19 protein-coding genes and 5 pseudogenes are annotated in these 24,090 nt (G+C 66.4%); 10 read left to right on the forward strand and 14 right to left on the reverse strand.

All coding sequences use genetic code 11. The features are described 5' to 3' along the window. Positions 1-49 precede the first annotated feature (49 nt). The 4 genes from FQ389_RS22685 to FQ389_RS22700 all read right to left on the reverse strand — a co-directional run bounded on the left by FQ389_RS22685 (position 50) and on the right by FQ389_RS22700 (position 1,272). Positions 50-313, reverse strand: coding sequence for a hypothetical protein (locus FQ389_RS22685; protein ID WP_186296452.1), 264 nt, complete (start codon positions 311-313; stop codon positions 50-52). Positions 314-407: 94 nt separating this feature from the next. Continuing rightward, positions 408-632 (reverse strand): hypothetical protein, encoded by a 225-nt coding sequence (locus FQ389_RS22690; RefSeq protein WP_186296453.1) that lies wholly within the window; start codon positions 630-632, stop codon positions 408-410. A 142-nt stretch (positions 633-774) separates the two neighbouring features. Beyond that, positions 775-1,011 (reverse strand): hypothetical protein, encoded by a 237-nt coding sequence (locus tag FQ389_RS22695; RefSeq protein WP_144208905.1) that lies wholly within the window; start codon positions 1,009-1,011, stop codon positions 775-777. A gap of 66 nt (positions 1,012-1,077) precedes the next feature. Further along, complete coding sequence (locus FQ389_RS22700; RefSeq protein ID WP_144208908.1) at positions 1,078-1,272, reverse strand: hypothetical protein; 195 nt, start codon at positions 1,270-1,272, stop codon at positions 1,078-1,080. A gap of 176 nt (positions 1,273-1,448) precedes the next feature. On the opposite strand from FQ389_RS22700, the gene FQ389_RS14620 reads away from it, so the two are divergent. The 4 genes and pseudogenes from FQ389_RS14620 (at position 1,449) to FQ389_RS14635 (ending at position 6,488) form a co-directional block, all read left to right on the forward strand. Next, complete coding sequence (locus FQ389_RS14620; RefSeq protein WP_144208911.1) at positions 1,449-1,865, forward strand: hypothetical protein; 417 nt, start codon at positions 1,449-1,451, stop codon at positions 1,863-1,865. Positions 1,866-2,109: 244 nt separating this feature from the next. After that, entirely contained in the window at positions 2,110-2,913 is an 804-nt protein-coding gene (trmB, locus tag FQ389_RS14625; RefSeq protein ID WP_144208914.1) for a tRNA (guanosine(46)-N7)-methyltransferase TrmB, read from the forward strand. Continuing rightward, positions 2,910-3,666: pseudogene (locus FQ389_RS14630) on the forward strand (NYN domain-containing protein). Before trmB ends, FQ389_RS14630 begins: the two are co-directional and overlap by 4 nt. A 20-nt stretch (positions 3,667-3,686) precedes the next feature. After that, on the forward strand, positions 3,687-6,488 hold the full coding sequence (locus tag FQ389_RS14635) for an MMPL family transporter (RefSeq protein WP_144208917.1): 2,802 nt from the start codon (positions 3,687-3,689) through the stop codon (positions 6,486-6,488). On the opposite strand, the gene FQ389_RS14640 is transcribed toward FQ389_RS14635, so the two are convergent. Next, positions 6,483-7,637, reverse strand: coding sequence for an AI-2E family transporter (locus FQ389_RS14640; RefSeq protein WP_144208920.1), 1,155 nt, complete (start codon positions 7,635-7,637; stop codon positions 6,483-6,485). The two genes, FQ389_RS14635 and FQ389_RS14640, sit on opposite strands and share 6 nt — an antisense overlap. 120 nt (positions 7,638-7,757) lie before the next feature. Between FQ389_RS14640 and FQ389_RS14645 the strand changes: the two genes are divergently transcribed. Then, complete coding sequence (locus tag FQ389_RS14645) at positions 7,758-8,984, forward strand: lysylphosphatidylglycerol synthase transmembrane domain-containing protein (RefSeq protein WP_144208923.1); 1,227 nt, start codon at positions 7,758-7,760, stop codon at positions 8,982-8,984. 51 nt (positions 8,985-9,035) lie between these two features. Here the strand turns inward: FQ389_RS14645 and FQ389_RS21370 are convergent, their stop codons facing one another. Beyond that, positions 9,036-9,494: a heme-binding protein gene (locus FQ389_RS21370; protein ID WP_313901988.1), complete on the reverse strand. Its 459-nt coding sequence runs from the start codon at positions 9,492-9,494 to the stop codon at positions 9,036-9,038. Between FQ389_RS21370 and FQ389_RS20495 the strand changes: the two genes are divergently transcribed. Next, the gene (locus FQ389_RS20495) at positions 9,391-9,621 is read left to right on the forward strand and encodes a hypothetical protein (protein ID WP_260860797.1); all 231 of its coding nucleotides are present in this window, start codon (positions 9,391-9,393) and stop codon (positions 9,619-9,621) included. The genes FQ389_RS21370 and FQ389_RS20495 overlap by 104 nt on opposite strands. 257 nt (positions 9,622-9,878) lie before the next feature. Beyond that, positions 9,879-12,818 (forward strand): annotated as a pseudogene (locus FQ389_RS14655) (MMPL family transporter); the annotation flags it as partial. A 560-nt stretch (positions 12,819-13,378) separates the two neighbouring features. On the opposite strand, the gene FQ389_RS14660 reads toward FQ389_RS14655, so the two are convergent. Together FQ389_RS14660 and FQ389_RS14665 are read right to left on the reverse strand one after the other, a co-directional pair. Beyond that, on the reverse strand, positions 13,379-14,068 hold the full coding sequence (locus FQ389_RS14660; protein ID WP_144208926.1) for a hypothetical protein: 690 nt from the start codon (positions 14,066-14,068) through the stop codon (positions 13,379-13,381). Then, a complete protein-coding gene (locus FQ389_RS14665) occupies positions 14,065-14,712 on the reverse strand; it encodes a hypothetical protein (protein WP_144208929.1) in 648 nt (215 codons plus the stop codon). Before FQ389_RS14665 ends, FQ389_RS14660 begins: the two co-directional genes overlap by 4 nt. Positions 14,713-14,791: 79 nt before the next feature. Here FQ389_RS14665 and FQ389_RS14670 point away from each other — a divergent pair, with 79 nt between their 5' ends. Further along, positions 14,792-16,777, forward strand: a complete 1,986-nt coding sequence (locus FQ389_RS14670) for a M13 family metallopeptidase (protein ID WP_260860798.1) — start codon at positions 14,792-14,794, stop codon at positions 16,775-16,777. Here FQ389_RS14670 and FQ389_RS14675 read toward each other — a convergent pair. The 5 genes and pseudogenes from FQ389_RS14675 to FQ389_RS14690 form a co-directional block, all read right to left on the reverse strand. Next, positions 16,702-18,921: pseudogene (locus FQ389_RS14675) on the reverse strand (molybdopterin-dependent oxidoreductase); the annotation flags it as partial. The gene FQ389_RS14670 and the pseudogene FQ389_RS14675 sit on opposite strands and share 76 nt — an antisense overlap. A 7-nt stretch (positions 18,922-18,928) precedes the next feature. Beyond that, a pseudogene (locus FQ389_RS20500) lies at positions 18,929-19,159 on the reverse strand (TetR/AcrR family transcriptional regulator); the annotation flags it as partial. Between the two features lie 312 nt (positions 19,160-19,471). After that, positions 19,472-19,852, reverse strand: a complete 381-nt coding sequence (locus FQ389_RS22705; protein WP_407662902.1) for a hypothetical protein — start codon at positions 19,850-19,852, stop codon at positions 19,472-19,474. 2 nt (positions 19,853-19,854) lie between these two features. Next, positions 19,855-21,408 (reverse strand): solute symporter family protein, encoded by a 1,554-nt coding sequence (locus tag FQ389_RS14685; protein WP_260860799.1) that lies wholly within the window; start codon positions 21,406-21,408, stop codon positions 19,855-19,857. Continuing rightward, positions 21,395-21,684 (reverse strand): annotated as a pseudogene (locus tag FQ389_RS14690) (DUF485 domain-containing protein). Before FQ389_RS14690 ends, FQ389_RS14685 begins: the two are co-directional and overlap by 14 nt. A gap of 548 nt (positions 21,685-22,232) precedes the next feature. Between FQ389_RS14690 and FQ389_RS20505 the strand changes: the two are divergent. Together FQ389_RS20505 and FQ389_RS21665 are read left to right on the forward strand one after the other, a co-directional pair. Beyond that, positions 22,233-22,502: a nitrilase-related carbon-nitrogen hydrolase gene (locus tag FQ389_RS20505; RefSeq protein WP_260860800.1), complete on the forward strand. Its 270-nt coding sequence runs from the start codon at positions 22,233-22,235 to the stop codon at positions 22,500-22,502. Next, on the forward strand, positions 22,430-22,594 hold the full coding sequence (locus tag FQ389_RS21665) for a hypothetical protein (RefSeq protein WP_327021937.1): 165 nt from the start codon (positions 22,430-22,432) through the stop codon (positions 22,592-22,594). The genes FQ389_RS20505 and FQ389_RS21665 overlap by 73 nt, the downstream gene beginning before the upstream one ends. A 714-nt stretch (positions 22,595-23,308) precedes the next feature. Here FQ389_RS21665 and FQ389_RS14700 read toward each other — a convergent pair. Next, on the reverse strand, positions 23,309-24,090 hold a 782-nt coding region (locus FQ389_RS14700), incomplete at its 5' end, for a L,D-transpeptidase (RefSeq protein ID WP_144208937.1).

Genomic DNA, 24,090 nt, shown 5'->3' on the forward strand with positions numbered 1-24,090 from the left:
GGGCGGGTATAAGCCTTCTCACAACAACGATTCAGAAGCCGTTGGACGGTCAGGAATCGCCGTCGTATGCGCCGCGGCCCGCGGACGCCGCGATGGCGTGCTCGCGCAGCTCGGTGTCGATCACGCCGACCTGTTCGACCACCTGAGAGTTCTCGATCTCCTCGCGGGCGAGCAGCTCGGTGCTCAGCAGCGACTCGGCGGTCAGCACGCGGGTGGCCACCAGCTCCTCCACCACCGACCGCAGCAAAGACGTCAGGTCGCGCGCCCACCGGTCCAACGCGCGATCATGCAGCAGGGCGCGCAGGTTGACCACAGGAACGTGACGGCCACGCAGGCGACGCCGCCCGCGATCTCCACGGCCGGGTTGAGCCGCCGCCGTGCCACGCCGGCCACCAGCCGGCCCAGTGTCAGCGCGACACCCACCCCCGAAACCGGCGCCCAACAGCAGCATCAGCCAGGTCTCCTGACGCCGCGATTTCAGCGGCGGGGGCGCCACGTTCACCGTCGGCAGCGGTGCGGAAGGCAGCTCCATCGGCAAGGTCCAACTCACCGGCGACGTCGACGAGGTGCGCGGTGGCGTGGTCGGAAACCTCGGCGGCCCGGGCCCGTGCGTGCGCCTCGAACTCGTTCATGTTCCGCCGCGGCAGCCCGGGCGGCCACCTCCTGCAGTTCCCCGCGCAACGCCGAGCAGCGGTTGAGCGCGAAGTACGACAGTCGCACCTTGGCCTGCAGGATCTGGCTGCGCAGCGTGATGGTCCGCGCGGATTTCGATTGTCACCGTTCCCGCAGCGCGGTGCTGCGCTGCTCTTTCAGCGCGTCGACGCGGGCTCGCCGCCCGGCACCGTCGGCGTCGCGGTCGAACCGTCGCGCGATCGTTTGCAGCCGGGATTCCCAGGACCGCAGGCGGTTTCGTCGCTCGACGTCGGTGGCGCCGAGTTGCGCGGCGACGGTATCGACCAGCTCGCCGACCTGCGGGGCACCCAGCTCGGGCGCGGCGGCCCCCCGACCCACGGCATCTCGGCGTATCGCGGCGCGTGTGCGGCCAGGGCGTGGCGGTTGGCGCTGAGCACATCGGTCCTAGGCGCGGTACACGTCAATCTTAGACACCACGGGTATCACGACGTCGGTGTGCTCGGCGGCGTCGAGCAGCGTGCAATCTGAGTCGGTGAGCTGGGCCGCGGCGGACACGACGAACACCACCGCCCTCGGCGCCTCGCCGGGCTGCAGTTCCGCCGATTCGACGAACGGCCGCGCTGGCCCACAGCGCGGCAACGACCGCGTCCACGCTGCTGACCCGGCGCAACAGCGATCGGATCTGGGCCGGTATGTGACCCCCGCCGCACGGCCGCGACGCTCAGCGCCGTGCCGAACATGTCCAACCTGTCCAGCAAGCGAACCCGCACGTCGGCCGGCACGGAAGCGGTGACGGCCAGCAACGCGATCATCGGTTGGGCTGGGACACCGGCGAGCCCGGCAAGACGGGAGCAGCAAGTCCGGGCGGCAGCGAACGGCCCTTCAAAACTGCCCGAGGAGCTGCTCGAAAGCCCGACCAGATCGGCCTTGTTCAACACCGCCACCACCGGCCGCCCCGCGGCAAAGATGGCATCGGCGTCCTCGGGTTTGACCACCTCAGCCAGGACATGGACCACCACGTCGGCGGCCAGGTCGGCGTGAGCCGGCAATGGCAGCACCATGATCTTCGAGCCCCCGGCGTGCGTCAGGGCGCGCGCTACGGTGCCGAGGTCCGCTTCCGGCCGGGGGCCACCCTCACCCGCAGCGGCGCGGCGGCCCTAGCGGCGATCGCGGTCACCCGCGGGTCGGCACATCCGGCGGCAAACCGTGCCAATTCGTCGACGAAAAGTTGATTCCCCCACACCTTCATGTCTTGTCTACTCGATCCGATCGGCAGGCCTCGCGCCAGGTGTTGCTTTCGCCGCACAGCCGGGTCGTCGTCGGTTCCGGGCTTTTGCCGGACACCCACGGACCCCACCGAATAGTGGCACTTGCGTCATCTCGTTGTGAGCCACTGTTTATCTGTTACAAGTTGAAGGCAACTATTGGGTATCAATCTGGACCAGGGGCGGCTACATCGGGGGTTCATAGGCCACGATGGACAAATGCGTGCGCAACCCGGCGTCGGGACCCGTTCCCAATGCACCGGTGGGGGTGGAATCCGGCCTGGACACTGATGCCGCCATCACACCGGAGCAGTCCGATTCGGGCGCCCCGGGACACGGTTACCTGCCCGCCACGAGCTTCCGCTCGCGGCGTTCCAACCTGTCCGACGCCCAGCGGGAGACCTGGGATCGGTTGTGGCCGACCCTGGGCCTGTCCGACATCCCGCGCGGCTTCGCCCCGCTGGACACCGCGGCCTGGTTCGGACGGCAGGCACCGCTGGTGCTCGAGATCGGCTGCGGCAGCGGCACGTCGACGCTGGCGATGGCACAGGTCGAACCCGACATCGATGTCATCGCGGTGGAGGTCTACAAATGGGGCCTGGCCCAGCTGCTGTGCGCCATCGACCGCGCGCAGGTGCGCAACATCCGGTTGATCCGCGGCAATGGCGTCGACGTCCTGCAGCATCTGATCGCGCCGGCCTCGCTGACCGGCGTCCGGCTGTATTTCCCCGACCCGTGGCCGAAGGCGCGCCACCACAAACGCCGCTTCCTGCAGCCGGACACGGCGCAGCTGATCGCCGACCGGCTGGTCCCGGGCGGCATCCTGCACGCCGCGACGGACCACCCGGGCTATGCCGAGCACATGGCCGAGGTCGTCGGCGCGGAACCGTGGCTGTGCCGCGTCGAGCTCGGCAGCGGGCTGCCCATCTCGATTGCCCGTCCCACGACCAAGTATGAGATGAAAGCCCGAGAAGTGGGTAGCTCTATCTCAGAATTCATTTGGAAAAGACGATGAGTATGAGCTTCGCAGAAGAGACGACGTCGTCGCCGGCGGCGCCGCCCGTCGACGACGTGGTTAATTTCGATACGCCGCCGCTGCGCGTGCTGCGGGTATTGGGATGCCCCCAACCTCGACATGGGCCTGGGGTCAAACCTGAGCCGCCGCCCCACCGCGCTGGAGCGACCGCGGTTCGATGCGCTGGGCCGCTGGTTGCTGGCACGTACCGCGGAGGTCAGCGCCAGCCGTCCGGGCATGGTCGTCAAGCCCGAGGCCACCGTGTTCACCAACATCGACCCGGGCAGCGCCGACGTCGTTCTACCGTGGGTGGACACGTTGCGTAACATGGGCTTCGCCGTCTTCGCTAAACCGAAGATCGACGAGGACAACGACGTCGACCGTGACATGCTTGAGCACATCGAGCTGCGCCGTCAAGAAGGTCTCGCGGCCCTGGTGGTGGCCTCCGCCGACGGGCAGGCGTTCCGTCAACCGCCGGAAGAAATCGCACGCACCGGAGTCCGTGGCAGCACGCCCGTCCAAGTGATCGGATTTCGCGAACACGCGAGTTGGGCACTAGCGTTGGATACCTTGGACTCCGTTGACCTGGAGGACAGCGTAAGGCGTCTTCCGAGAACCATTGCCGCGGATCGGCCTGATTCGCTGCCCGAGCAGGGAGCGTGGCTGCAGCCGTTCCGGCCGCTGTCCGCGCTATTGACCACGCATGTGACACTGGCTTTAAAAACCGAAAGATGCTGCGCGGGTCGCTGTTAGTGATCCAGTAAGGAGCTTACGTGTTCGCCTGGTGGGGTCGAACCGTGTACCGCTACCGGTACATCGTGATCGGGGTCATGGTGGCTCTGTGTCTTGGCGGCGGCATCTTCGGCATGAGCCTGGGTAAGCATGTCACGCAGAGTGGTTTCTATGACGACGGCAGCCAGTCCGTCAAGGCTTCGATCCTGGGCGACCAGACCTACGGCCGCGACCGAACCAGCCACATTGTGGCCACCCTGCCCGCCCCCAACGGAAAGACGGTCGACTACCAGGCTTGGCGCGACCAGGTCGTCGGCGAACTGAACAAGCTCAAGACCGACCACCCCGACCAGATCGTGGGCTGGGCCGGCTGGCTGGCGGCGCCCGACAGCACCAACCCGCTGATCAAGGGGATGGTCAGCGAGGACCGCAAGCAGACCTTCGTCAGCATCCCGCTCAAGGGCGACGACGACGACACCATCCTCAACAATTACAAGGCCCTCGCGCCTGCCCTGCAGAAGCTCGACGGCGGCAAGGTGGAGCTGGCCGGTCTGGAGCCGATCGCCAACGCGCTGTCCGGGACCATCGCCACCGACCAACGCCGTATGGAGGTGTTGGCGCTGCCGCTGGTCACCGTCGTGCTGTTCCTGGTGTTCGGCGGCGCGGTGGCTGCCGGCCTGCCCGTAATCGTCGGCGGCCTCAGCATCGCCGGCGCGTTGGGCATTCTGCGGTTGGTGGCCATGTTCGGCCCTGTGCACTTCTTCGCCCAGCCGGTGGTCTCACTGATCGGGTTGGGCATCGCGATAGACTACGGGCTGTTCGTGGTCAGCCGATTCCGGGAAGAGATCGCCGAAGGCTACGACACCGAGGCCGCCGTGCGGCGCACCGTTATGACGGCCGGGCGCACCATCGTATTCTCGGCGGTCTTGATCATTGCGTCCAGTGCCAGCCTGCTGGTGTTGCCGCAGGGCTTCGTGCACTCGCTAACCTATGCGATCTTCGCGGCGGTGGGGCTTGCGGCGCTGCTGTCGATCACCCTGCTGCCGGCCTGCCTGGGCATCCTGGGCCGCCACGTCGACGCGCTGGGTGTGCGCACCGCGTTCCGGGTGCCGTTTTTGCGGAACTGGAAGTATTCGCGGGCCTTTCTCAATTGGCTGGCGGACCGGCTGCAGAAGACCAAGACCCGTGAAGAGGTGGAGGCCGGTTTCTGGGGCAAGCTGGTCAATTGGGTGATGAAGCGGCCGCTGGCCTTCGCGATCCCGATCGCCGTCGGGATGATCCTGCTGGTCATCCCGCTGGGCAACCTGTCCTTCGGCGGCATGAGCGAGAAGTACCTGCCGCCCGACAACGCGGTACGCCTGGCGCAGGAGCACTTCGACAAGCGGTTCCCGGGGTATCGGACCGAGCAGTTGACCATGGTGATCGAGAGCAACAACCACAGCAAGGTCACCGATCAGCAGGTCGCCGACATCCGCAACCGGATCTCGGGGATCACCGGGTTCACCGATAAGACGTGGGAGGAGCGGCCGTGCCCGACGATCGCCGGTAATCCCTGCGTAGCGGGGCCGGACGGCACGACGAAGCCCAAAGACGATTCGGTCCGAGTGATCCAGAACGGCCTGGTCAACAAGAACGACGCGGCGAAGAAGATCGCCGAGCTGCGGGCGATTAGCCCGCCGAAGGGACTGACCCTGCTCGTCGGCGGTACCCCCGCGCTGGAGCAGGACAGCATTCATAGCTTGTTCGACAAGGCACCGCTGATGCTGGTGTTGTTGCTCAGCGCGACCATGTTGTTGATGTTCCTGGCGTTCGGGTCGGTGGTGTTGCCTATCAAGGCCGCGGTGATGAGCGCGTTGACGCTGGGTTCGACGATGGGCATCTTGACCTGGATCTTCGTCGACGGGCATTTCTCGAAGTGGTTGAACTTCACACCGACACCGCTGATGGTGGTGCTGATCGCCCTGGTCGTGGCGGTGGGCTTCGGATTGGCCACCGACTACGAGGTGTTCCTGGTCTCCCGAATGGTCGAGGCCCGCGAGCGCGGTATGTCGACCGCGGAGGCCATCCGGATCGGTACCGCCACCACCGGGCGATTGATCACGGCCGCCGCCCTGGTGCTGGCGGTGGTGGCCGGGTCGTTCGTGTTCTCCGACCTTGTGTTGATGAAGTATCTGGCGTTCGGCCTGATGGCGGCGCTGCTCCTGGACGCGACCGTGGTGCGGATGTTCCTGGTGCCGTCGGTGATGAAGCTGCTCGGTGACGACTGCTGGTGGGCTCCCCGCTGGGCGCGGCGGCTGCAGAACAAGCTGGGGCTGGGAGAAATCGACCTGCCCGACGAGCTGAAGCGCAGCGGTGTCAACGGCCGGCCGGTGCGGCCGCCGGTCGCGGCCAGCCTGGTCGCGGCGAAACCACGTGCGCCGCACGACCCGACCCGTCCGAGCCCGCCGCCGGAGCCGTCGCGGGCGATCCGTCCGAGCCCGTCGGCTCAGCCGGAAGCTCGGCCCGCTCTCCGGCCGATCCAACCGACGGAAGCCAAGACGACACGCTTCGCGGCTCCCGGCAACACCGAGGCCGCTGACCGGCCACCGGCGGCACCGGCGCCGCCGCCGGCCGGTCAGACCCGCGCGATCCCGGTCCCGGGGAACCACGAACCCAAGAGCAGCCCGGCCGAACCCACCACCGCGCTTCCGGTCATGCGGTCCGAAGGCGGCGACACCGACGCGGCGACCGAGAAGATGCAGGCGCGCGGGCAGGGCGATAACGGCGACACGGCGCGTACGGGGCGCCGCGCGGGTGGCGGGGTGTCCGCCCAGGACCTGCTGCGCCGCGAAGGACGGCTATAGGCCCGCCGAGTCCTCGGCGGTTTGCGTCGGCTCATCCGGCTGGGCCGCGACCATGGTCCCGTCGTTCTCGGCGAGCTGTTCAGCTTCGTCCTCCGGATCCTTGGCGAGCAGAACCCGGATCGCATTGTTGAAGAACGCCACCGTCGGGACGGCGAGCAAAGCGCCGACGATCCCAGCGAGCACACCGCCGGTGGAGATCGCCAGCACCACCCCGAGCGGGTGAATCGACACCGCGCGGCCCATCACCAGCGGCTGCAGCAGGTGCGACTCGATCTGGTTGATCACGATCAGCAAACCCAGCGTGAGCAGCGCATAGACGATACCCTTGGCCAGCAGCGCAACCACCACCGCCACCAACCCCGAGATCAGCGCACCGATCAGAGGGATAAACGCACCGAGGAACACCAGCGAGGCCAGCGGCAAGGCAAGTGGCACCCCCATAACTGCCAACCCGGCGCCGACGCCGGCGGCGTCGGTGAGCGCCACCAGGAAGGTGGCCCGAACATAGCCGATCAGCGAGCTGTACCCGGCGCGGCCCGCCTCGACGATCCGGTCCCGCACGCCGGCCGGGAACATCTTAGTCACGTACGCGAAGATGTTGCGGCCGCCGTACAGGAAGAAGATCAGCGTGAACAGCACTAGCACCGCGGCGGTGAGCAGTTCGGTGATGGTGGCCGCGGTCGATAGCGCCCCGCTAGTCAGTTTCGACTGGTTGTTGTGCAGCGCCTGAATCGCGGCGTTTCCCGCGTTGGTGATCTGTTCGCTGCGCAGATGCGCCGGCCCCTCGATCAGCCACCGCCGGGTGGAGTCGATGCTGCGACTCACCTGCTCGGTCAGGTCGGGCAAACCGACAACGAACTGGGTGACGACGAAGGTGAGGATGCCGCCCAGCAGTGCGAAGCCACCCAGCAGCACCAGGGCGACCGCGCCACCGCGCGGGAAGGCGCGCCGATCCAGCCAGTCCACAGGGGGTACCAGCAGCGCGCTCAGCATCAGGGCCAGCAGCACCGGGACGACGATGATTTCAAGTTTCGCCACCACCCACATGAAGGCGACGGCCGCGACCAGGATCACCAGCAAACGCCAAGCCCAGGCTGCGGTCTTGCGGACAAGGGGTTCGACCGATGCGTCATCTGGGTTCGCCAGCATCCGGTCAGCCTACGTGGCGCACGCGGTGCGCCGGCCGGGTCAACACGATCCGGTTACACGGCGACACGCACGGAGTTGCGCCTTGAGGGCCTCACCACCTGCGCGGTTACCCTAAAATACATGCCGCACCGCGCAGCCAGCCGCAACCTCCCGGGCGGTGGTGCGTTCTCTTCCGACTGTGACGCGCCCCCGGGCGAGATGTCGCGCGGCAAATACTGGTGGGCGCGGTGGGTGGTGCTCGGGCTGGTAGCGATCGTGTTGGCCGTCGAGATCGCGCTGAGCTGGGATCAGTTGGCCAAGGCCTGGACGAGCCTGTTCCAGGCCAATTGGTGGTGGTTGTTCGCGACGGTGCTGGCCGCGGCGGCGTCGATGCACAGCTTCGCCCAGATCCAGCGCACGCTGCTGAAGTCCGCCGGGGTCCACGTCAAACAGCTGCGCTCGGAGGCGGCCTTCTACGCCGCCAACTCGCTGAGCACTACGCTGCCCGGCGGTCCGGTGCTGTCGGCGACGTTTTTGCTTCGGCAGCAACGCATTTGGGGTGCCTCCACGGTGGTGGCGTCCTGGCAGCTGGTGATGTCAGGCGTGCTGCAGACGGTGGGCTTGGGGCTGCTGGGGTTGGGTGGCGCCTTCTTTCTGGGCGCCAAGAACAACCCCTTCTCGCTGCTGTTCACCCTCGGTGGATTCGTCGCGCTGCTGTTGCTGTCCCAGGCGGTGGCGTCGCGGCCGGAGCTGATCGAGGGCATCGGCACCCGCGTGCTGTCGTGGTTCAATTCGCTGCGCGGCAAGGCCGCCGACACCGGGCTGGCGAAGTGGCGCGAGATCCTGATGCAGCTCGAGTCGGTGAGCCTGGGCCGGCGCGAGATGGCGGTGGCGTTCAGCTGGTCGATGTTCAACTGGGTCGCCGACGTGGCCTGTCTGGCCTTCGCCGCGTATGCGGCCGGCGATCACGCCTCGGTCGCCGGGTTGACGGTCGCCTATGCGGCCGCGCGGGCCGTCGGCACGGTCCCGTTGATGCCGGGCGGCCTGCTGGTCGTCGAGGCCGTGCTGGTGCCCGGCCTGGTGTCCAGCGGGATGTCGTTGCCCAATGCGATCTCAGCCATGCTGCTCTACCGGCTGATCAGCTGGCTGCTCATGTCCGCCGTCGGCTGGGTGGTATTCTTTTTCATGTTCCGCACCGAGAGTTCGGACGACTCCGACGACGACCCGCTCCCCCCGATCGAGCTGCAGCTGCGGCGCTGGAACGGGGCCCTCAATGGGGATCTTGGCGGGGCCGCGCTGCAGGGGCCGTTACCGCCGCCCGAGCCGCGGGGCGCGGCGGGCCAGGATGCGTCGAGTGTGGGCCCCTAGGTACGGGGACAGCCCCTAAATCGTCCCTAGGCCGCACACTCGGCGGGGCGTTCAGCCGACGTTGTTCTGTCGCGACGGGCCCGGCAGCGTGCCGCCCGCCGACGGCGCCTGTGCCGTCACACCCAGCGGGGTCCCCAGCCCCGCGGCCCGGCGAGGCGGGCAAGGCCGGCAGTGCCCTGCGCCTGCTGCATCATGCCCATGACCTGCGGGATGCTGATCGGCAGCTTGCACTGCATCTACAGGTTGGTCAGCGGCTGCGCGATCGACGCCATATCGGTGGCCGCCTTCCGGTTGCCCGCGAAATAGGTCTTGAGCCCGGTGACCGACTGCGGGCCGGCCTACTGCAGCATCGTAGTTATCGACTGGTTTGGTCTCGGGATGCGAATCCAGGTAGTCACCCATCGACTTGGAGACCGACCCGATCGTCCGGGCGACTTCCCTGACCGCGCACGGGTCGTTGGCGTCGGACGCCGGTGGCTCGGCCAGCAGCGCGACGGCCGCGGCGGGCACCGCCGCGACAATACAAACCCGCGACAAGCCCGCGCCGCCCAGCGAAAATTCGTATCCCCATGCTGAAAACTCCTCACGGTTTGCCGACGCCGTCGTTCTCGCGGCACCCGGCAAACTGCTGCAATGAATGGCCATCGGATTGCGGGGCTCCCCTGCCCCCCGCGCGGCCCAGCGACATCCTGCCATCCACGCGGAGACCTGACTACCGGATGTGACCGGGATCCCCCTAGGGCACCGGTTGGCAACGACTTGGCTGCGGGTTGGCTACAGACCCGTCTGCCCAGCTCACGAATTCGCTAAGCCCTACTGATGCACAGGCCAGCTGCGGTATCGTCGCCACCACGCGTAAGCGAGATACTCAGGGAGCCTGAAATCCAGCAGTCCATGATGCGCCTTAGCCGCAGCCTGCGCAGATACCGCTGGTTGGTGTTCGCAGGCTGGTTGCTCGCATTAGTCCCCGCGATCTACTTTGCCCTGGCACAGTCCGGAAACCTGACCGGCGGCGGCTTCGAGGTAGCCGGGTCGCAATCGCTGAAAGTCCATGATCAGCTCGAGGCGCAGTATCACGACCAGGGCGCGTCGTCGTTGGCTCTGGTCGCCGCCCCGCGGCCCGATGCCAGCTATGAGGACATGAACAACGCGGTGGCGCAGCTGCGCCAGATCGCCAGCCAATTCCCGGGTGTCACGGAGAAGACCAACCCCACGCAGCGCCCGCCGCAACCCGGCCGGCCGTACGTGCTGTCGCTGCGACTCGACGCCCGCAACTCGGGTACCAGCGACATCGCCAAGCGGCTACGGCAGCAGGTCGGTGTCAAGGGCGATCAGCCGGGCCAGACCGCGGACGGCCGGGTGCGCTTCTACGTGATTGGACAGGGCGCGTTGTCCGCGGCCGCGGCGGCGAACACCAAACACGACATCGCCGCGGCCGAACGATGGAACCTGCCGATCATCCTGATCGTCTTGCTCGCGGTGTTCGGCTCGCTGGCCGCCGCCGCGATACCGCTGGCCCTGGGCGTCTGCACGGTCGTGGTGACGATGGGCCTGGTCTATTTCTTGTCGGCGTACCTCACCATGTCGGTGTTCGTGACCTCGACGGTGTCGATGTTCGGCATCGCGCTCGCCGTGGACTATTCGTTGTTCATCCTGACGCGGTTCCGCGAGGAACTGCGTGCCGGCCGCGAACACCGCGACGCGGTGGACGCCGCGATGGCCACCTCCGGGTTGGCGGTGGTGTTGTCCGGGCTGACTGTCGTCGCGTCGCTCACCGGCATCTACCTGATCAATACGCCGGCGCTGAAGTCGATGGCGACCGGCGCGATTCTCGCCGTCGCGGTCGCGATGCTCACCTCCACCACCCTGACACCCGCGGTGCTGGATACCTTCGGGCGGGCGGCAGCCAAACGTTCGGCGCTGCTGCACTGGTCGCGCAGGCCGGAAAGCACGCAGTCCTGCTTCTGGAACCGCTGGGTCGGGGCGGTGATGCGCCGGCCGTGGATCTCGTCGCTGCTGGCGGCGACGGTGCTGCTCGCCATAGCGGCGCCCGCGACATCGATGGTGCTGGGCAACAGCCTGCTGCGCCAGTTCGACTCCTCGCACGAGATCCGCGCCGGCGTGGCCGGAGCGTCGCAAGCACTCGGCCCCGGCGCGCTCGGCCCGGTGCAGGTGCTGGTGACCTTCTCCGACAGCCCCGCCGCGGCGCTGGAAAACAGCCAGACGCTGGCCGCCATTCGGCAGCGCATGACCCAGGCCCCCAACATCGCGTCGGTGGGGCCTGTGCAGTTCGCCGACGACAACAGCAGCGCCCTGCTGTCTGGGGTCTTGTCGGTTGACCCGGAGGACCTGGGCGCCCGGCACACCGTCGACTGGATGCGCACCCAGCTGCCCAAGGTGCCCGCCGAGGACACCGCACACATCGACGTCGGCGGCTCGACGGCGCTGATCAAGGACTTCGACGACCAGGTGTCCAAGACCGAGCCGTGGGTGTTGCTATTCGTCGCGGTCATCGCGTTCGCGATGCTGCTGCTCTCCATCTACTCGGTGTTCCTAGCGTTCAAGGGCGTTCTGATGACGCTGCTGTCGGTCGCCGCGGCCTACGGCAGCCTGGTGATGGTGTTCCAGTGGGGCTGGTTTAAGGACCTCGGCTTCGCCCAGATCACGTCGATCGACAGCACCGTCCCGCCGCTGGTCCTGGCGATGACATTCGGCTTATCGATGGACTACGAGATCTTTCTGCTCACCCGTATCCGGGAACGCTTCCTGCACACCGGCAACACCCGGGATGCCGTCGCCTACGGGGTGAGCACCAGCGCGCGCACGGTCACCAGCGCCGCGCTGATCATGATCGCGGTGTTTATCGGCTTCGCATTCGCCGGAATGCCGCTGGTCGCCGAGATCGGGGTGGCGTGCACGGTCGCGATCGCCGTCGACGCCACCATCGTGCGGCTGGTGCTGGTGCCGGCGTTGATGGCGATGTTCGACCAATGGAACTGGTGGCTGCCCCGCTGGCTCGCGCAGCTGCTGCCGTCGGTGGACTTCGACCGCCCGCTGCCCGAGGTCGACCTCAGCGACGTCGTAGTCATCCCCGACGACATCTCCGCACTCACCGCGCCCAGCGCCGACGTGCGGATGGCGGTCAAGTCGGCCGCCAAGCTCAAGCATCTGGCTCCCGACGCCATCTGCGTCTCCGATCCGCTGGCCTTCACCGGCTGCGGACGTACCGCCGGCAGCGTCGCGGTGGGCGCCGACGCGCCGAAAAACGGCAGCAACGGGCAGCACCGCGGCTCGTCGAGCGCTAAGAAACTGGTCGACGGCCTGGCGGCGCGCAACGCCCTCGGCCGGTCGATGCCGTGGGGTGACCGGCCCGTTCACCCCGTGACGCTCTGGCGGGGGCGGCTGTCGGTCGCCCTGGATGCGCTGCAAACCACCGCCGGCGGCAACGACGGGCCAGAGTACGCCCGGCTCTGCCCGGTCGAAACCACGAATGTGCAGTTGCCCACCGGCGACCGACTTCAGGTCCCCACCGGCGCCGAGACGCTGCGCCTGAAGGGCTACCTGATCATGTGCCGTAACAGCAGCCGCGATTACGCCGAATTTGCGGACATAGTAAACAGTGTGGAACCGGAGACGGCCGCGGTGACGCTGGGGGGTATGGACCGATACTACCGTTCGGAGCCGCCCAGCCGGCAGGGGATAGCGTCGAAGTTGGTGCGCCAGCTCGCCGATCCGCATCCGGCTGATCTGTCTGACGACCCCTCGGAACCGGATGCCAAGGCAGACTGGGATGAGGTCCGTCGGCGTTGTCTGGCCGTGGCCGTTGCAATGCTGGGAGGAGGCGAGGTGACGTTGGCAGCCGACCGAGGCCGGGTTCCGCCACCCCAGCAGCCCGCGACGGAACCTCGCTCCCCAGACCTCGGTCAGCCGGTCGAGGTCTGGCCGACCGCGGCGATCCGTTCGGCGCTGCAAGGCGGCGACATCGACACCTGGAAGCGGATCGCCGCCGCGCTCAAGCGGGATCCGTTCGGCCGCACCGCCCGTCAGGTGGAAGAGGTCCTCGAGGGCACCCGCCCGTACGGCGTCTCCAAAGCGCTGTGGGAAGTGCTCGAGCGCGCCCGCACCCACCTGGAGGCCAACGAACGCGCGGAGGTGGCCCGCCACGTGCGGCTGTTGATCGAGCGGTCCGGGCTGGCCGAACAGGAATTCGCGGCCCGCATCGGGGCGGCACCCGAGGAACTGGCGACCTACCTCGACGGCAGCGTCAGCCCGTCGGCCTCGCTGATGATCCGGATACGGCGGCTGTCGGACCGGTTCGCCAAGGTCAAACCGAGTCGCCGGAATCCGAGTTCGACTCGGCAGATTGAGCCCGATTGAGTCGATTGAGGTGCCCGTCACCGAGCGTTGATCGGCAGCACGTCCGACACCAGCCAGTCGTTGCCGCGTTTGGCCAGCGTCACCCGAAGCGCGGGCGCCGCGCGGCTGGGTGGCTTACCCGGCACGTTCTGGGTGACCCGCAGGATGACCGCCACGCTGGCCGCCGTGGGACCGATCGCCTCGACCCCGGCCGCCAGCGTCGAAGCCTCTGCCGTGACGTGGCGCTGGGCCAGATCGGCGCTGGACTTCTGGTATTGCTCCTTGAACGCGTCGGCCCGCTCCGGCACCATCATCGCCGCGGCCCGGTCGATCGAACTCGTCGGCGCCGCGGACGAGAACGACGCCATCGCCTCGGCCATCCCGGTGGCCGCCTGGACCGCCGCACGCGAATCGTTCCTGAACTCGCGGCCCGCGCGGGTCCAGTGGATGTATCCGGTCAGCACAGCGGCCACGAGCGCGACGGTGCACAACGACACCACGGCCAGGCGCAGCCCCGGCGCATCGTCGTCGGTGCCGACGGCCACCGAATCGCGGCGCAGCAGCCAGAAGTTGACCGCCACCTCCTGGGCGATCAGCACCAGCAGCACCGAGCAGGCCGCCACCCACCAGCGCGGCCAGTCGAGGATCACCCCGATCATCAGCAGCGCGCCGATCGCGCCCAGTGGGGCCAGAACGTCGAAGGCCAGCAGCCGCCAGAGGTTTCTCATCGGATCGATTCCAGGTGCGAGATCAGCAGCTTGCCGTCGACGCTGGAAACGTCAAGGCGCAGGCTCCAGTGCACGGTCTGCGGCTTGCTGCCGACGTTCTCGCTGACCGACGTCGCCACCACCATCACCGAATCGGTCCGTGTGGCCAACGGCGGCAATTTCGTGGTGACGAGCGGCCGCGACACCCCGGGTCGGGTGTCCAGGTCGTGGTGCACCGTCTCCACCGCCACCGCTTCGATCCGTCCGCTGCTTTGCGACTGCAACTTCTCGACCACCTGACGGTAGGGCTGCACCGTGGCATCGAAGTCAGTGTTGAGCTCGCCGACCGTGCCCTCGTGCAGCCGCTGCAGGCTGGCGTCGACGTTGGTGCTGTTCATGTTGATCAGCACGCCGGTCCAGTCGGCGGCGGTCTGCATGACACGGCTGAGGTAGCCGCGTTCTGCCACCTCGTCGCGGTGGCCGGACCAGATCATCACGATCAGCACGACCGCTGCGACGCACAGCACGGCCAGCACCGTCGAGGCGATGCCGTACGGCGAGAACCACGGCTCGCCGGGGCCTTCGGCCTCGGTCGCGGCCTCGCCGGCCTCCGCCTCGTCGACGTCGTCGTCGGTTGCTGACTGGGTCTTGTCGCCCTCAGGCATGGGCGCGAGGGTACCCCCGGGCCAGGCCGGTTGCTGCGCAGCGGGCGGGCGCCACGCGGGAGATGGTAAAGATGGCGGGGTGACATATGCGGCTAACCGCTCGGGTCTTGACCTGAGCTACCTCGACGAGAATGCCCGTCCCCAAGACGACCTGTTCGGTCACGTGAACGGTCGCTGGTTGGCCGACTACGAGATCCCCCCGGACCGGGCCACCGACGGCGCCTTCCGCACCCTCTATGACCAAGCCGAGGAGCGGGTGCGCGACCTGATCGTCGAGGCGAGCCAGCGCAGCGGTGCGCCGGGCACCGACGAGCAACGCATCGGCGACCTGTACGCCAGCTTCCTCGATGAAGCCGCCGTCGAGCGCCGCGGCCTGCAACCGCTGCATGAAGAATTGGCCCGCATCGACGACGCCGCCGATTCGGCGGCGCTGGCCGCCGTCGTTGGCACGTTGCAGCGCACCGGGGTGGGTGGCGGCGTCGCCGTCTACGTGGATACCGACGCCAAGAACTCGGCCCGGTACCTGGTGCACGTCAACCAGTCCGGCCTGGGGTTGCCCGACGAGTCTTACTACCGCGATCAGCAGCACGCCCAGATCCTGGCGGCGTATCCGGAGCACATCGCGCGTACATTCGGCCTGGTGTACGGCGGCGCCGCGGCGGACCACGCCGACACCGCGGCCCGCATCGTGGCGCTGGAGACGAAACTGGCCGCCGCGCATTGGGATGTGGTCAAGGGCCGCGACGCCGACCTGAGTTACAACCTGCGCACCTTCGCCGAGCTGCAGGCCGAAGGCGCCGGCTTCGACTGGACCGGCTGGGTCGACGCGCTGGGCGGCACTGTCGATGCCGTTTCGGAAGTTGTTGTGCACCAGCCTGATTACCTCACTGCCTTCGGCGCGCTGTGGGATAGCGAAGACCTCGAGGATTGGAAGCGCTGGGCGCGCTGGCGGCTGATCCGAGCCCGCGCCGCGTGGTTGACCGACGCAATGGTGGCGGCCGACTTCGACTTCTACGGCAAACTGTTGACCGGAACCGAACAGATCCGGGACCGCTGGAAGCGCGGCGTCTCACTGGTCGAGAACCTGATGGGCGACGCCGTCGGAAAGCTATATGTGCAACGGTATTTCCCGCCGGACGCCAAGGCCCGCATCGACGAACTGGTGGCTAACCTGCGGGAAGCCTACCGGATCAGCATCAACAACCTGGACTGGATGACGCCGCAGACCCGGGAACGCGCCCTGATCAAGCTGCGCAAGTTCACCGCCAAGGTCGGCTACCCGGCGAAATGGCGTGACTACGCCGCGCTGGTGATCCACAGCGACGACCTGTACGGCAACTACCGGCGCGGACACGCGGTCAACCACGACCGCGAACTGGCCAAGCTCGGTCAGCCGGTGGACCGCGACGAATGGTTCATGACGCCGCAGACAGTCAACGCGTACTACAACCCCGGGATGAACGAGATCGTCTTCCCCGCAGCGATTTTGCAGCCGCCGTTCTTTGACCCTCAGGCCGACGATGCCGCCAACTACGGCGGCATCGGCGCAGTGATCGGGCACGAGATCGGCCATGGGTTCGACGACCAGGGCGCCAAGTATGACGGCGACGGCAACCTGGTCGACTGGTGGACCGAAGACGACCGCCGCGAGTTCGGTGCCCGCACCAAGGCGCTCATCGAACAGTACGAGGCCTACCTCCCGCGGGACCTGGACGGCGGTCACCACGTGAACGGTGCGTTCACCGTCGGCGAGAACATCGGCGACCTAGGCGGTCTGTCGATCGCCCTGCTGGCCTACCAGCTGTCGCTGCACGGCGAACCCGCACCGGTCATCGACGGCCTCAGCGGCGTGCAACGCGTGTTCTACGGGTGGGCCCAGGTCTGGCGCACTAAATCACGTGCGGCCGAAGCCATCCGGCGCCTTGCCGTGGACCCGCACTCGCCGCCGGAATTCCGCTGCAACGGCGTGGTACGCAACATCGACGCCTTCTACGACGCCTTCGAGGTGGCCGAGGACGACGCGTTGTTCCTGGAGCCGCAGCGCCGCGTCAGGATCTGGAACTGAACCACCACCAGCGCTTCGATGCGCACCGGCACGTGCTTTTGCCACGGCGTGCCGGCGTAGGAGTCGCGCCCTCCGGAGGAGGTCAGCATGTTCGATGCGACGCCCGGCACGAGGTTCTGCCCGTCACCGTCAACGTAGTCGAGCCCAAATCCGTTGGGCAGGGCGGCATGTCCGGGCAGCATCGTCTCGGCGATCTCGATGGTCGCCTCGGCGCTCCCGGCGGCGGTGGTGATGCGCGCCCGGCCGCCGTCGGTGAGCCCGAAATGCTGGGCATCCTCGACGCTGACACGGAGCGCCCCGTCCGTGTCACGCTTGCGCCAGGACGGATCGCGGAAGATGTCGTTGGCGGTGTAGGCGCGCCGTTCGCCGACCGAGAGCACGATCGGGAATTCGGCGGTAGTCAATTCGTGCGGCCCGTCGGCCAGCGCATCCAGATCAGCTAGCAGTTCCGGGACTTCGAGTGCGATCTTGTGGTAGGCGTGGCTAATCAGCACGAAATCACCCTCGTAAGTGTGCGGTGAAGGTGACTCCCGACGGGCTGTTCAGGATGGCTTCGAACAGGGCGTTGCAGTCGGCATGGCCGGCCCGCCGTACCGCATCGGGGTAGATCATCGCGACTTCCTGGACGAGCCCCCATACCGCCACGGCGCCGCCCAGCCCGTCGAGCAGCGTCGGCCCCAGCGTTTCATAAAGCACATACGGAACCAGGCGCGAGCCATGGTCGGATTCGCCGACACCGTGTTGGGGGACGCCTCGGCATACTCCGCTCGATCCCGCGCGGCGGCCTCCTGCAGCGGTCGCAGCTCTGCGTCGTCGATGACGCCGAGCGCCCGCACCAGCCGGGCCCAGATCTCCGGCTCGAGCAGCGGGTCGAGCAGCGGCCGGCGCAAGTGAGAACCGTTGTGCGGGAACTCGAAATTGAAGAAGGTCGCCTCGACCTTCTCGTCCTGGGACGCCGCAGGGGCAGCACGTAGTGCGCCAGCCGGGCGGTCTCGATCATCGCGACGTCGAAGACCACCATCAGCTCCCAGCGACCGGAACGCCGCTGCGCATGCCGCCGAGTCCGCGACCGAATGGGCGGGATTCGCGCTTTCGACGATCATCGCCCGGAACCGGTTCGGGTGGTCGGTGAAGATCTCCTCGGGCGCCACGTTGGACGGCACCAGGCCGGCGATGATGGGCGCAGGTGGCCGGGGTGCGCCCGGACACCGTGCTGAACAATGGAGCCACGGACGAATGCAGGTGCTGGCCACCTTTTCGCGAAGTTGCCGGAGAAGATCCTGAGCAACTTGTTCAAGTAGGAGAACGGCGTGCTGTTGGGTGCCTGCTGCACGCCGAGGTCCTCGAACACCGCGACACTGCCGACGGTGCCGATGCGCCGGTCCGCGGACCACAGCAGCTCCTCGTCCACTCTGCAGTACAGCGCGTAGTCGCGCACCGGACATCGCGAAGCGCATCTTGCACCGCTTCGGCGCCGTGCACGTGTTCGACAAGAAATGCTTCGTCGCACAGGTTTTCCTGCACCAGCACGGCCGCCATAGCCGCCAGGAACCACGCGTCGGTGCCCGGCCGCACCCACAGGTGGAAGTCGGACATCTTCGCGGTATCGGTCAGCACGGGATCGATGACGATCATCGATCGCTTCGGGTCCTTGGCGATCTCGTTGAGCACCACCCTGGCCCGCGGGAAACTCTGCGACATCCACGGGTTCTTCCCGATGAAAACACCGACACTTCGGCGTGCTCGAACTCGCCCGGGTGTGGCCGCCGTACAGCTGCGCGTCGACCCAGGCTTCGCCGGTCTTTTCCTACGCCAACGCATTTGACCTACTTTGAGCCCAGGACCTTCAGGAAGGCTCCGCCGTACGCCCCACCGAGATGGTTGCCCTGCCCTCAGACGCCGTAGTAGAAGATCTTATCGCCGCCGTAGGTGTCCCGAATGTGTTTGAATCCCTCGGCGATATCGACAATCGCGGTTTACCAAACGATCTCTTGGTAGCTGCCGTCGGCACGGTGGCGCATCAGGGAGGTCAGCCGGGCGCGGTTGTTCTGGTAGTGGTCCAGCCGCCGCACCTTGTTGCAGGTGTAGCCCTGCGATGCGGGATGGTTCTTGTCACCGCGGATGCGCGCCAGCGTGCGGTCTTCGGCCGGATCCGGATTCGACGGAGACCGCCACGACCGGGCAACCCGCGCAGAAGTCGGTGTCGAGGAGTTGGCGGCTGTACTTGTCGATCGGGGCGCCCAACAGTTCCAGACCGCTGTCCGCCTTAGCGATGACGGCGCCGACGTGCTTGCCGGCGTAATCTACTGCCTCGCACAGCAATTGGGTTCTCCCATCCGGTAAGTAGTGATAGGCCGACCCGCGCGGAGTGCGAGACTGCTGTCCGGTTCCTGGCCGCCACCGCCCACAACACTTCGTGCAGGTTACGCTGCATCTCGACATACTCGAGGCTCTCCACCAACAGCGCGAAGTTCTCGCGCCGGGACGAGATCATCGCCGCCGACACGTCGCCGATTATCGTGGGCATGGTGAAGACGTATTTCGCAGGCATATATCGGGTATGGCGATAGTCGTCGATGCTGCTGGGCCACCCACCCGGCAGATCCTTCTCCGGTGACCTCAGCACGTGCAGCCACAGTTGGCGTTGGCGGCGCCCGGCGATGTACTCCTCCATCGCCTCGACGTCCGGCACGTTCAGCAGGTCGCGCATCGACAGCACACCGCGCAACGGCGAGTGCCAGTCCAGCGTCTCGAACAGCGCCGTCCTGATGCCACTCGCACCCTCGAGATAGCGCACCGGGGCGCCGCACCGGCTTTGGCGTGGAACGCCCGCAGCTGAGGTACCACCGATTCCAGCACCCGGCGACGATGACTCCATTCGTCCAGCAAACGTTGCGGGTCCTCAGCTCGCACAATGGTTTTGGGGCGTCCGCTAGCGTTTGGATCGTTGCGATGTCTGCCGCCTTCGATCAGCGTGATCAAGCCACGCTGGACCAGGCGCTTGGCGATGTCGTAGGTGTTGGTGCGGCTGATCCGCGACGCCTCGGCAAGTTGGGCGATGGTGGCCGAATCCATGTTCAGTGCGGACAGTTAGAACCGAGCCACTTTCGGTTCCAGTCCGGCCTCAACGAGTTCGGCTTATACGGCGGGTCCGTCCCACAGGTTCTGGCTTGCTCCCGGATCAATGGACGAGCGCCTTTTCCACCGCCGACGCCGGTGAGGTAGCGCACCTCCATCTCGGCTTGTTTGGCCGGGTCTTCCGGCATGCCGCGGCCGACGTAGGTTCCGACGATACCGAGCAGGAAAGCCAGCGGGATGCTGACGATGCCCGCGTTCGCCAGCGGGAACCAGGCGAAGTGGGCGTGCGGGAACATCGCCGAGCGATTGCCGGAGACGGCCGGCGAGAAGATGATCAGCACCAGACAACTGAGCAGTCCGCCGTAGATACTGAACAGGGCGCCGACGGTGTTGAACTTCTTCCAGAACAACGAATACAGCAGGGTTGGCAGCGAACGAGGTGACCGCGGCCAGGACGGCCACCACTGCCAGGATCGTCGCGAAAGGCGACGGCGGTGATCACGCCCAAAAACAGCGTTCCGCCGAGCTTGAAGGCGAGCAGCGGCGCGGCGGAGTTCTCTTTGCCGGCGGTGGCGAGGATCGTGTCCGGCCCGACCAGCCAGGCCGCGCCGTAACCGATGGCCAACGAGAACAGATAGAACACGCCTATCAAACTGATCGCCCAGGTGACCGGAGCGGCGGGCCTCCTGGGCGGTGGGCACCGTGTAGAAGCGCATCAGCACGTGCGGCAGGCCGGCGGTCCAGCACCAGCCAGACGCCCAGCGACAGGAAGTCCAGCTTGGTGATGTACGTCGCGCCATACTTGGCGCCCGGTTCCAGGATGTCGCGACCGCCTCGTTGGTCAAATGATCGACCACCGCTTGGGCATTGGCGAGCAGCTGGGAGAAATTGCCGCGGACCGCGATCACGACCAGCAGGAATATGATCGCCGCCCCGGTGACCAGCAGCACGGCCTTCACCATCTGGACGTAGGTGGTGTGCCCTTCATCCCGCCGATCAGCACGTAGGCTATCATCAGCACGCCCACCAACACGACCACGACCGACTGGCCGGTCTTCCTCCGGACGTCGAGCAGCAGCGCGACCACCGGCGCCGGCCATCTGAGCGAGTAGGTAGAACAGCGAGACCATGAGTGTCGACAGGGCCGCGGCCATCAGGACGGGACGCTGCTTGAGCCGGAAGCTCAACACGTCGGCCATCGTGAATCGTCCGGTGTTGCGCAGCAGTTCCGCGACGAGCAGCAGTGCCAACAGCCACGCGACCAGAAAGCCGATCGAATAGAGAAACCCGTCGTACCAGTAGATCGCGATGGCGCCGGACAAGCCGAGGAAGGATGCGGCCGACAGGTAATCACCGGCGATCGCGAATCCGTTTTGTGCTTTAGAGAATTCACCACCTACGGTGTAGAAATCGGTGGCTCGCTTGGTCGTTCGACCGGCGCGGATCGCCAGGGCCATCGACCCGGCGACGAACACCGCGAAGACCGAGATGTTGAACAGTGGGTTCCGACGTTGACAGCGGCGGTAGCAAGGGTCGTCGTCACGCGTCGGCACCTTCGAGTTCGGCGCGGATCTTTGCGGCCCGCCGATCGAGTGTCCTGTTGGCAAACTTCACGTAGCAGGCGGTTATCACTAAGGTGCTCATGAATTGGCCAAAGCCAAGCACCACACCGAGATTGACATCACCAATCACCTTGGTAGACATAAACGCATGCGCGTAGGTGGCCAGCAGCATGTAGATAAGGTACCAGACAAGTAAGAAGCAGACATCGGAAAGAAGAATCGGCGCAGCCGGTGTCGCAGATCCTGTAACGCCGGGTCGGACTGCATCCGCACTAAGTCGTCGACACTCGGTGTGGTTCGCACCGCGGTGTCAACGCCAAGTCCTACTGTTGTCTAATTATTCACTGAATGGCCATTATTGGGCTGGAATAGCGAATAGCGATGTACCAGAAGCGCCGGCGCCGGATTGCGGTGCATCACCCGTTGTGGGCTGTGCCACGTGAATCTCCGAATTCAGCGAAGAGTAGGGATGTCGAGAATCGACGACGTGTTGAGACGTTATAGATACGTGGAAAATAAACGCAGCATCGAATAGTGTTGTGCATCACTATAAACGGCGCCGTACCAACGGAAACTTCCCGGTGAAAGCTTTTACCTATTACACGCTTGGTGCCTCGCAACAACGTTTGCCTGGTGATGGTTGTCGAAAAATGTCGACAATCGATCCGGAATCCGTAGACCCACAATTCTTTTGACAGCGAATCACGCGCGGATAGAGTGGGATTCGCAGATCGACCCGAAGTCGCAGACAGTGTCGATGAATCAGAACAGTCTCGAGAAAGGGCCATGCCATGTCATCACTCGCCCTTCCGAAGGTGGCTGTCGCCGCAGTTAACGCGGCACCCGTCTTTCTCAACCTGGAGGCCAGCCTGGACAAGCTGGAGGACCTGGTGGCGACGGCCGCCCGGGACGGCGCGCAGCTGGTGGTGTTCGGTGAGGCGTTTCTGGCTGGTTTCCCGATCTGGACGGCGGTGTTGCCCCGATCGATCAACACGAATGGCACGGGCGGCTGGTGGCCCAGTCCGTTGTCGTCCCCGGCCCCCACACCGAGCGGCTCGGGAGGATTGCCCGCAGCCACGGCGTGACGTTGTCGGTGGGTATCAACGAACGCAACCCGAACAGCCTTGGGCAACTGTGGAACTCGAACCTGGTGTTCGACCGAGCAGCCGGCTGGTGAACCATCGTCGCAAGCTGGTGGCCTACTACGAGCGCCTGACGTGGTCGCACGGAGACGCACACGACCTGCGGCCCGGTCGAGCTCGGCGGGTGGCGGCTGGGTGCGCTGATCTGTGGCGAGAACACCAACAAGCTGGCGCGGTTCACGCTGCCCGCGCAGGGCGAGCGACTGCACATCGCGACCTACCGCTGGCGTGGCCCTTCGACTGACGCTCGGCGAATTTCGACTACGACCTCGCCAAGCTGATCCGGCTACGCAGCGCCAGCCACGCGTTCGAGGGCAAGGTGTTCGTCGTGGTCGCCGCGACGGCGCTAGACGAGACCGCCATACGCGAGGTTGCCCGCGGCGACTCCCGCATCGAAAAAGCGTTGACCGCAACGCCCCCGCCGCGATGGTGATAGGGCCGAACGGCCAGGTCGTTGCGGGATCGCTGACCCAGCCGGAGGGAATCCTGCACGCACGAGGTCGACCTGCATACCGAGGTCATCGCCAAGCAGGCGCACGACATCGTCGGCACCTACAACCGTGCCGACATCTTTAGCCTGTCGGTCGACATGAGCCGGCCCGCGATCCTGCGCGCGAATAACCAAGCTGTCGAATCGAATCAGGGTTCGGTTGCGCGGTCTGCCGACCGGACCGAGATACCCGCTCCTGCCGCCGACGACCATGTCGTGGTGACGAACCACGTCGGCTCGCCGACGGCATAACGCCCGTCTAGTTGGTGATCCAGTCGCTGGAGCCGTCGTTCTTCTTGTAGGAACCGCCGCTCGAGTTCTTCACGATGATGGGGTCGCCCGGACCAAAGTTGTCGAAAAACCACCGTGCGTTACTGGGGCTGATGTTGATGCAACCGTGGCTGACGTCGCGCTTGCCCTGATCATCCACCGACCACGGGGCGCTGTGTACGAAGTCACCAACGTTGTCGAACCGGACGGCGTCGGTGACCCTCACCTTGTAGCCGTACGTGGAGTTGACCGGGACACCGTAGGTCGAGGAGTCCATCACCACCGACGGCATCTTCTCCTGCACGTAGTAGGTGCCGTTGGGAGTTTGGTGGTTACCGGCGGTCATGCCCATCGACATCGGGATGGTCTTCTCTACCACGCCATTACGGGTGACCATGAGCCGATGCGTGGCGTCGTCGGCCGTCGCGATCAGTTGGTCGCCCGTGCGGAAGCTGGATTTGGTGCCGCCGGCGTCAATGTTCACCACGGTGTTGGCGGGCCAGAAGTTCAGCGGGCGCCATCGCAACTGCGTCGGTGTCATCCAGTAGAACTTGCCGGGGACCGGCGGGATGGACGACACGTGCACGGCGGCCTGGGCGGCGCCGGCGTCATCCACCCGGCCCGGGAAGTTGATGATGATCGGCTGCCCGACCCCGACCATCGAGCCGGTCTTCGGCACGAAGGTCGGCGTCCCGAATGGCGCCGTGCCGGTGAACGGCGTGGGGTCCTGTCCCTCGGCGGCAGGCACCACGCCGGGCGGCGCCCACGGCG

It is taken from the genome of Mycobacterium tilburgii (assembly GCF_902168065.1).
Taxonomy (GTDB): domain Bacteria; phylum Actinomycetota; class Actinomycetes; order Mycobacteriales; family Mycobacteriaceae; genus Mycobacterium; species Mycobacterium tilburgii.

What these genes read in the sequence shown, in the direction of transcription:
- FQ389_RS14665 (WP_144208929.1), bottom strand. Translation starts at nt 14,712, where the DNA reads ATGCCTGAGGGCGACAAGACCCAGTCAGCAACCGACGACGACGTCGAC.
- FQ389_RS14660 (WP_144208926.1), bottom strand. Translation starts at nt 14,068, where the DNA reads ATGAGAAACCTCTGGCGGCTGCTGGCCTTCGACGTTCTGGCCCCACTG.
- FQ389_RS14640 (WP_144208920.1), bottom strand. Translation starts at nt 7,637, where the DNA reads ATGCTGGCGAACCCAGATGACGCATCGGTCGAACCCCTTGTCCGCAAG.
- FQ389_RS14645 (WP_144208923.1), top strand. Translation starts at nt 7,758, where the DNA reads ATGCCGCACCGCGCAGCCAGCCGCAACCTCCCGGGCGGTGGTGCGTTC.
- trmB (WP_144208914.1), top strand. Translation starts at nt 2,110, where the DNA reads ATGGACAAATGCGTGCGCAACCCGGCGTCGGGACCCGTTCCCAATGCA.
- FQ389_RS22705 (WP_407662902.1), bottom strand. Translation starts at nt 19,852, where the DNA reads ATGGATTCGGCCACCATCGCCCAACTTGCCGAGGCGTCGCGGATCAGC.
- FQ389_RS22690 (WP_186296453.1), bottom strand. Translation starts at nt 632, where the DNA reads ATGAACGAGTTCGAGGCGCACGCACGGGCCCGGGCCGCCGAGGTTTCC.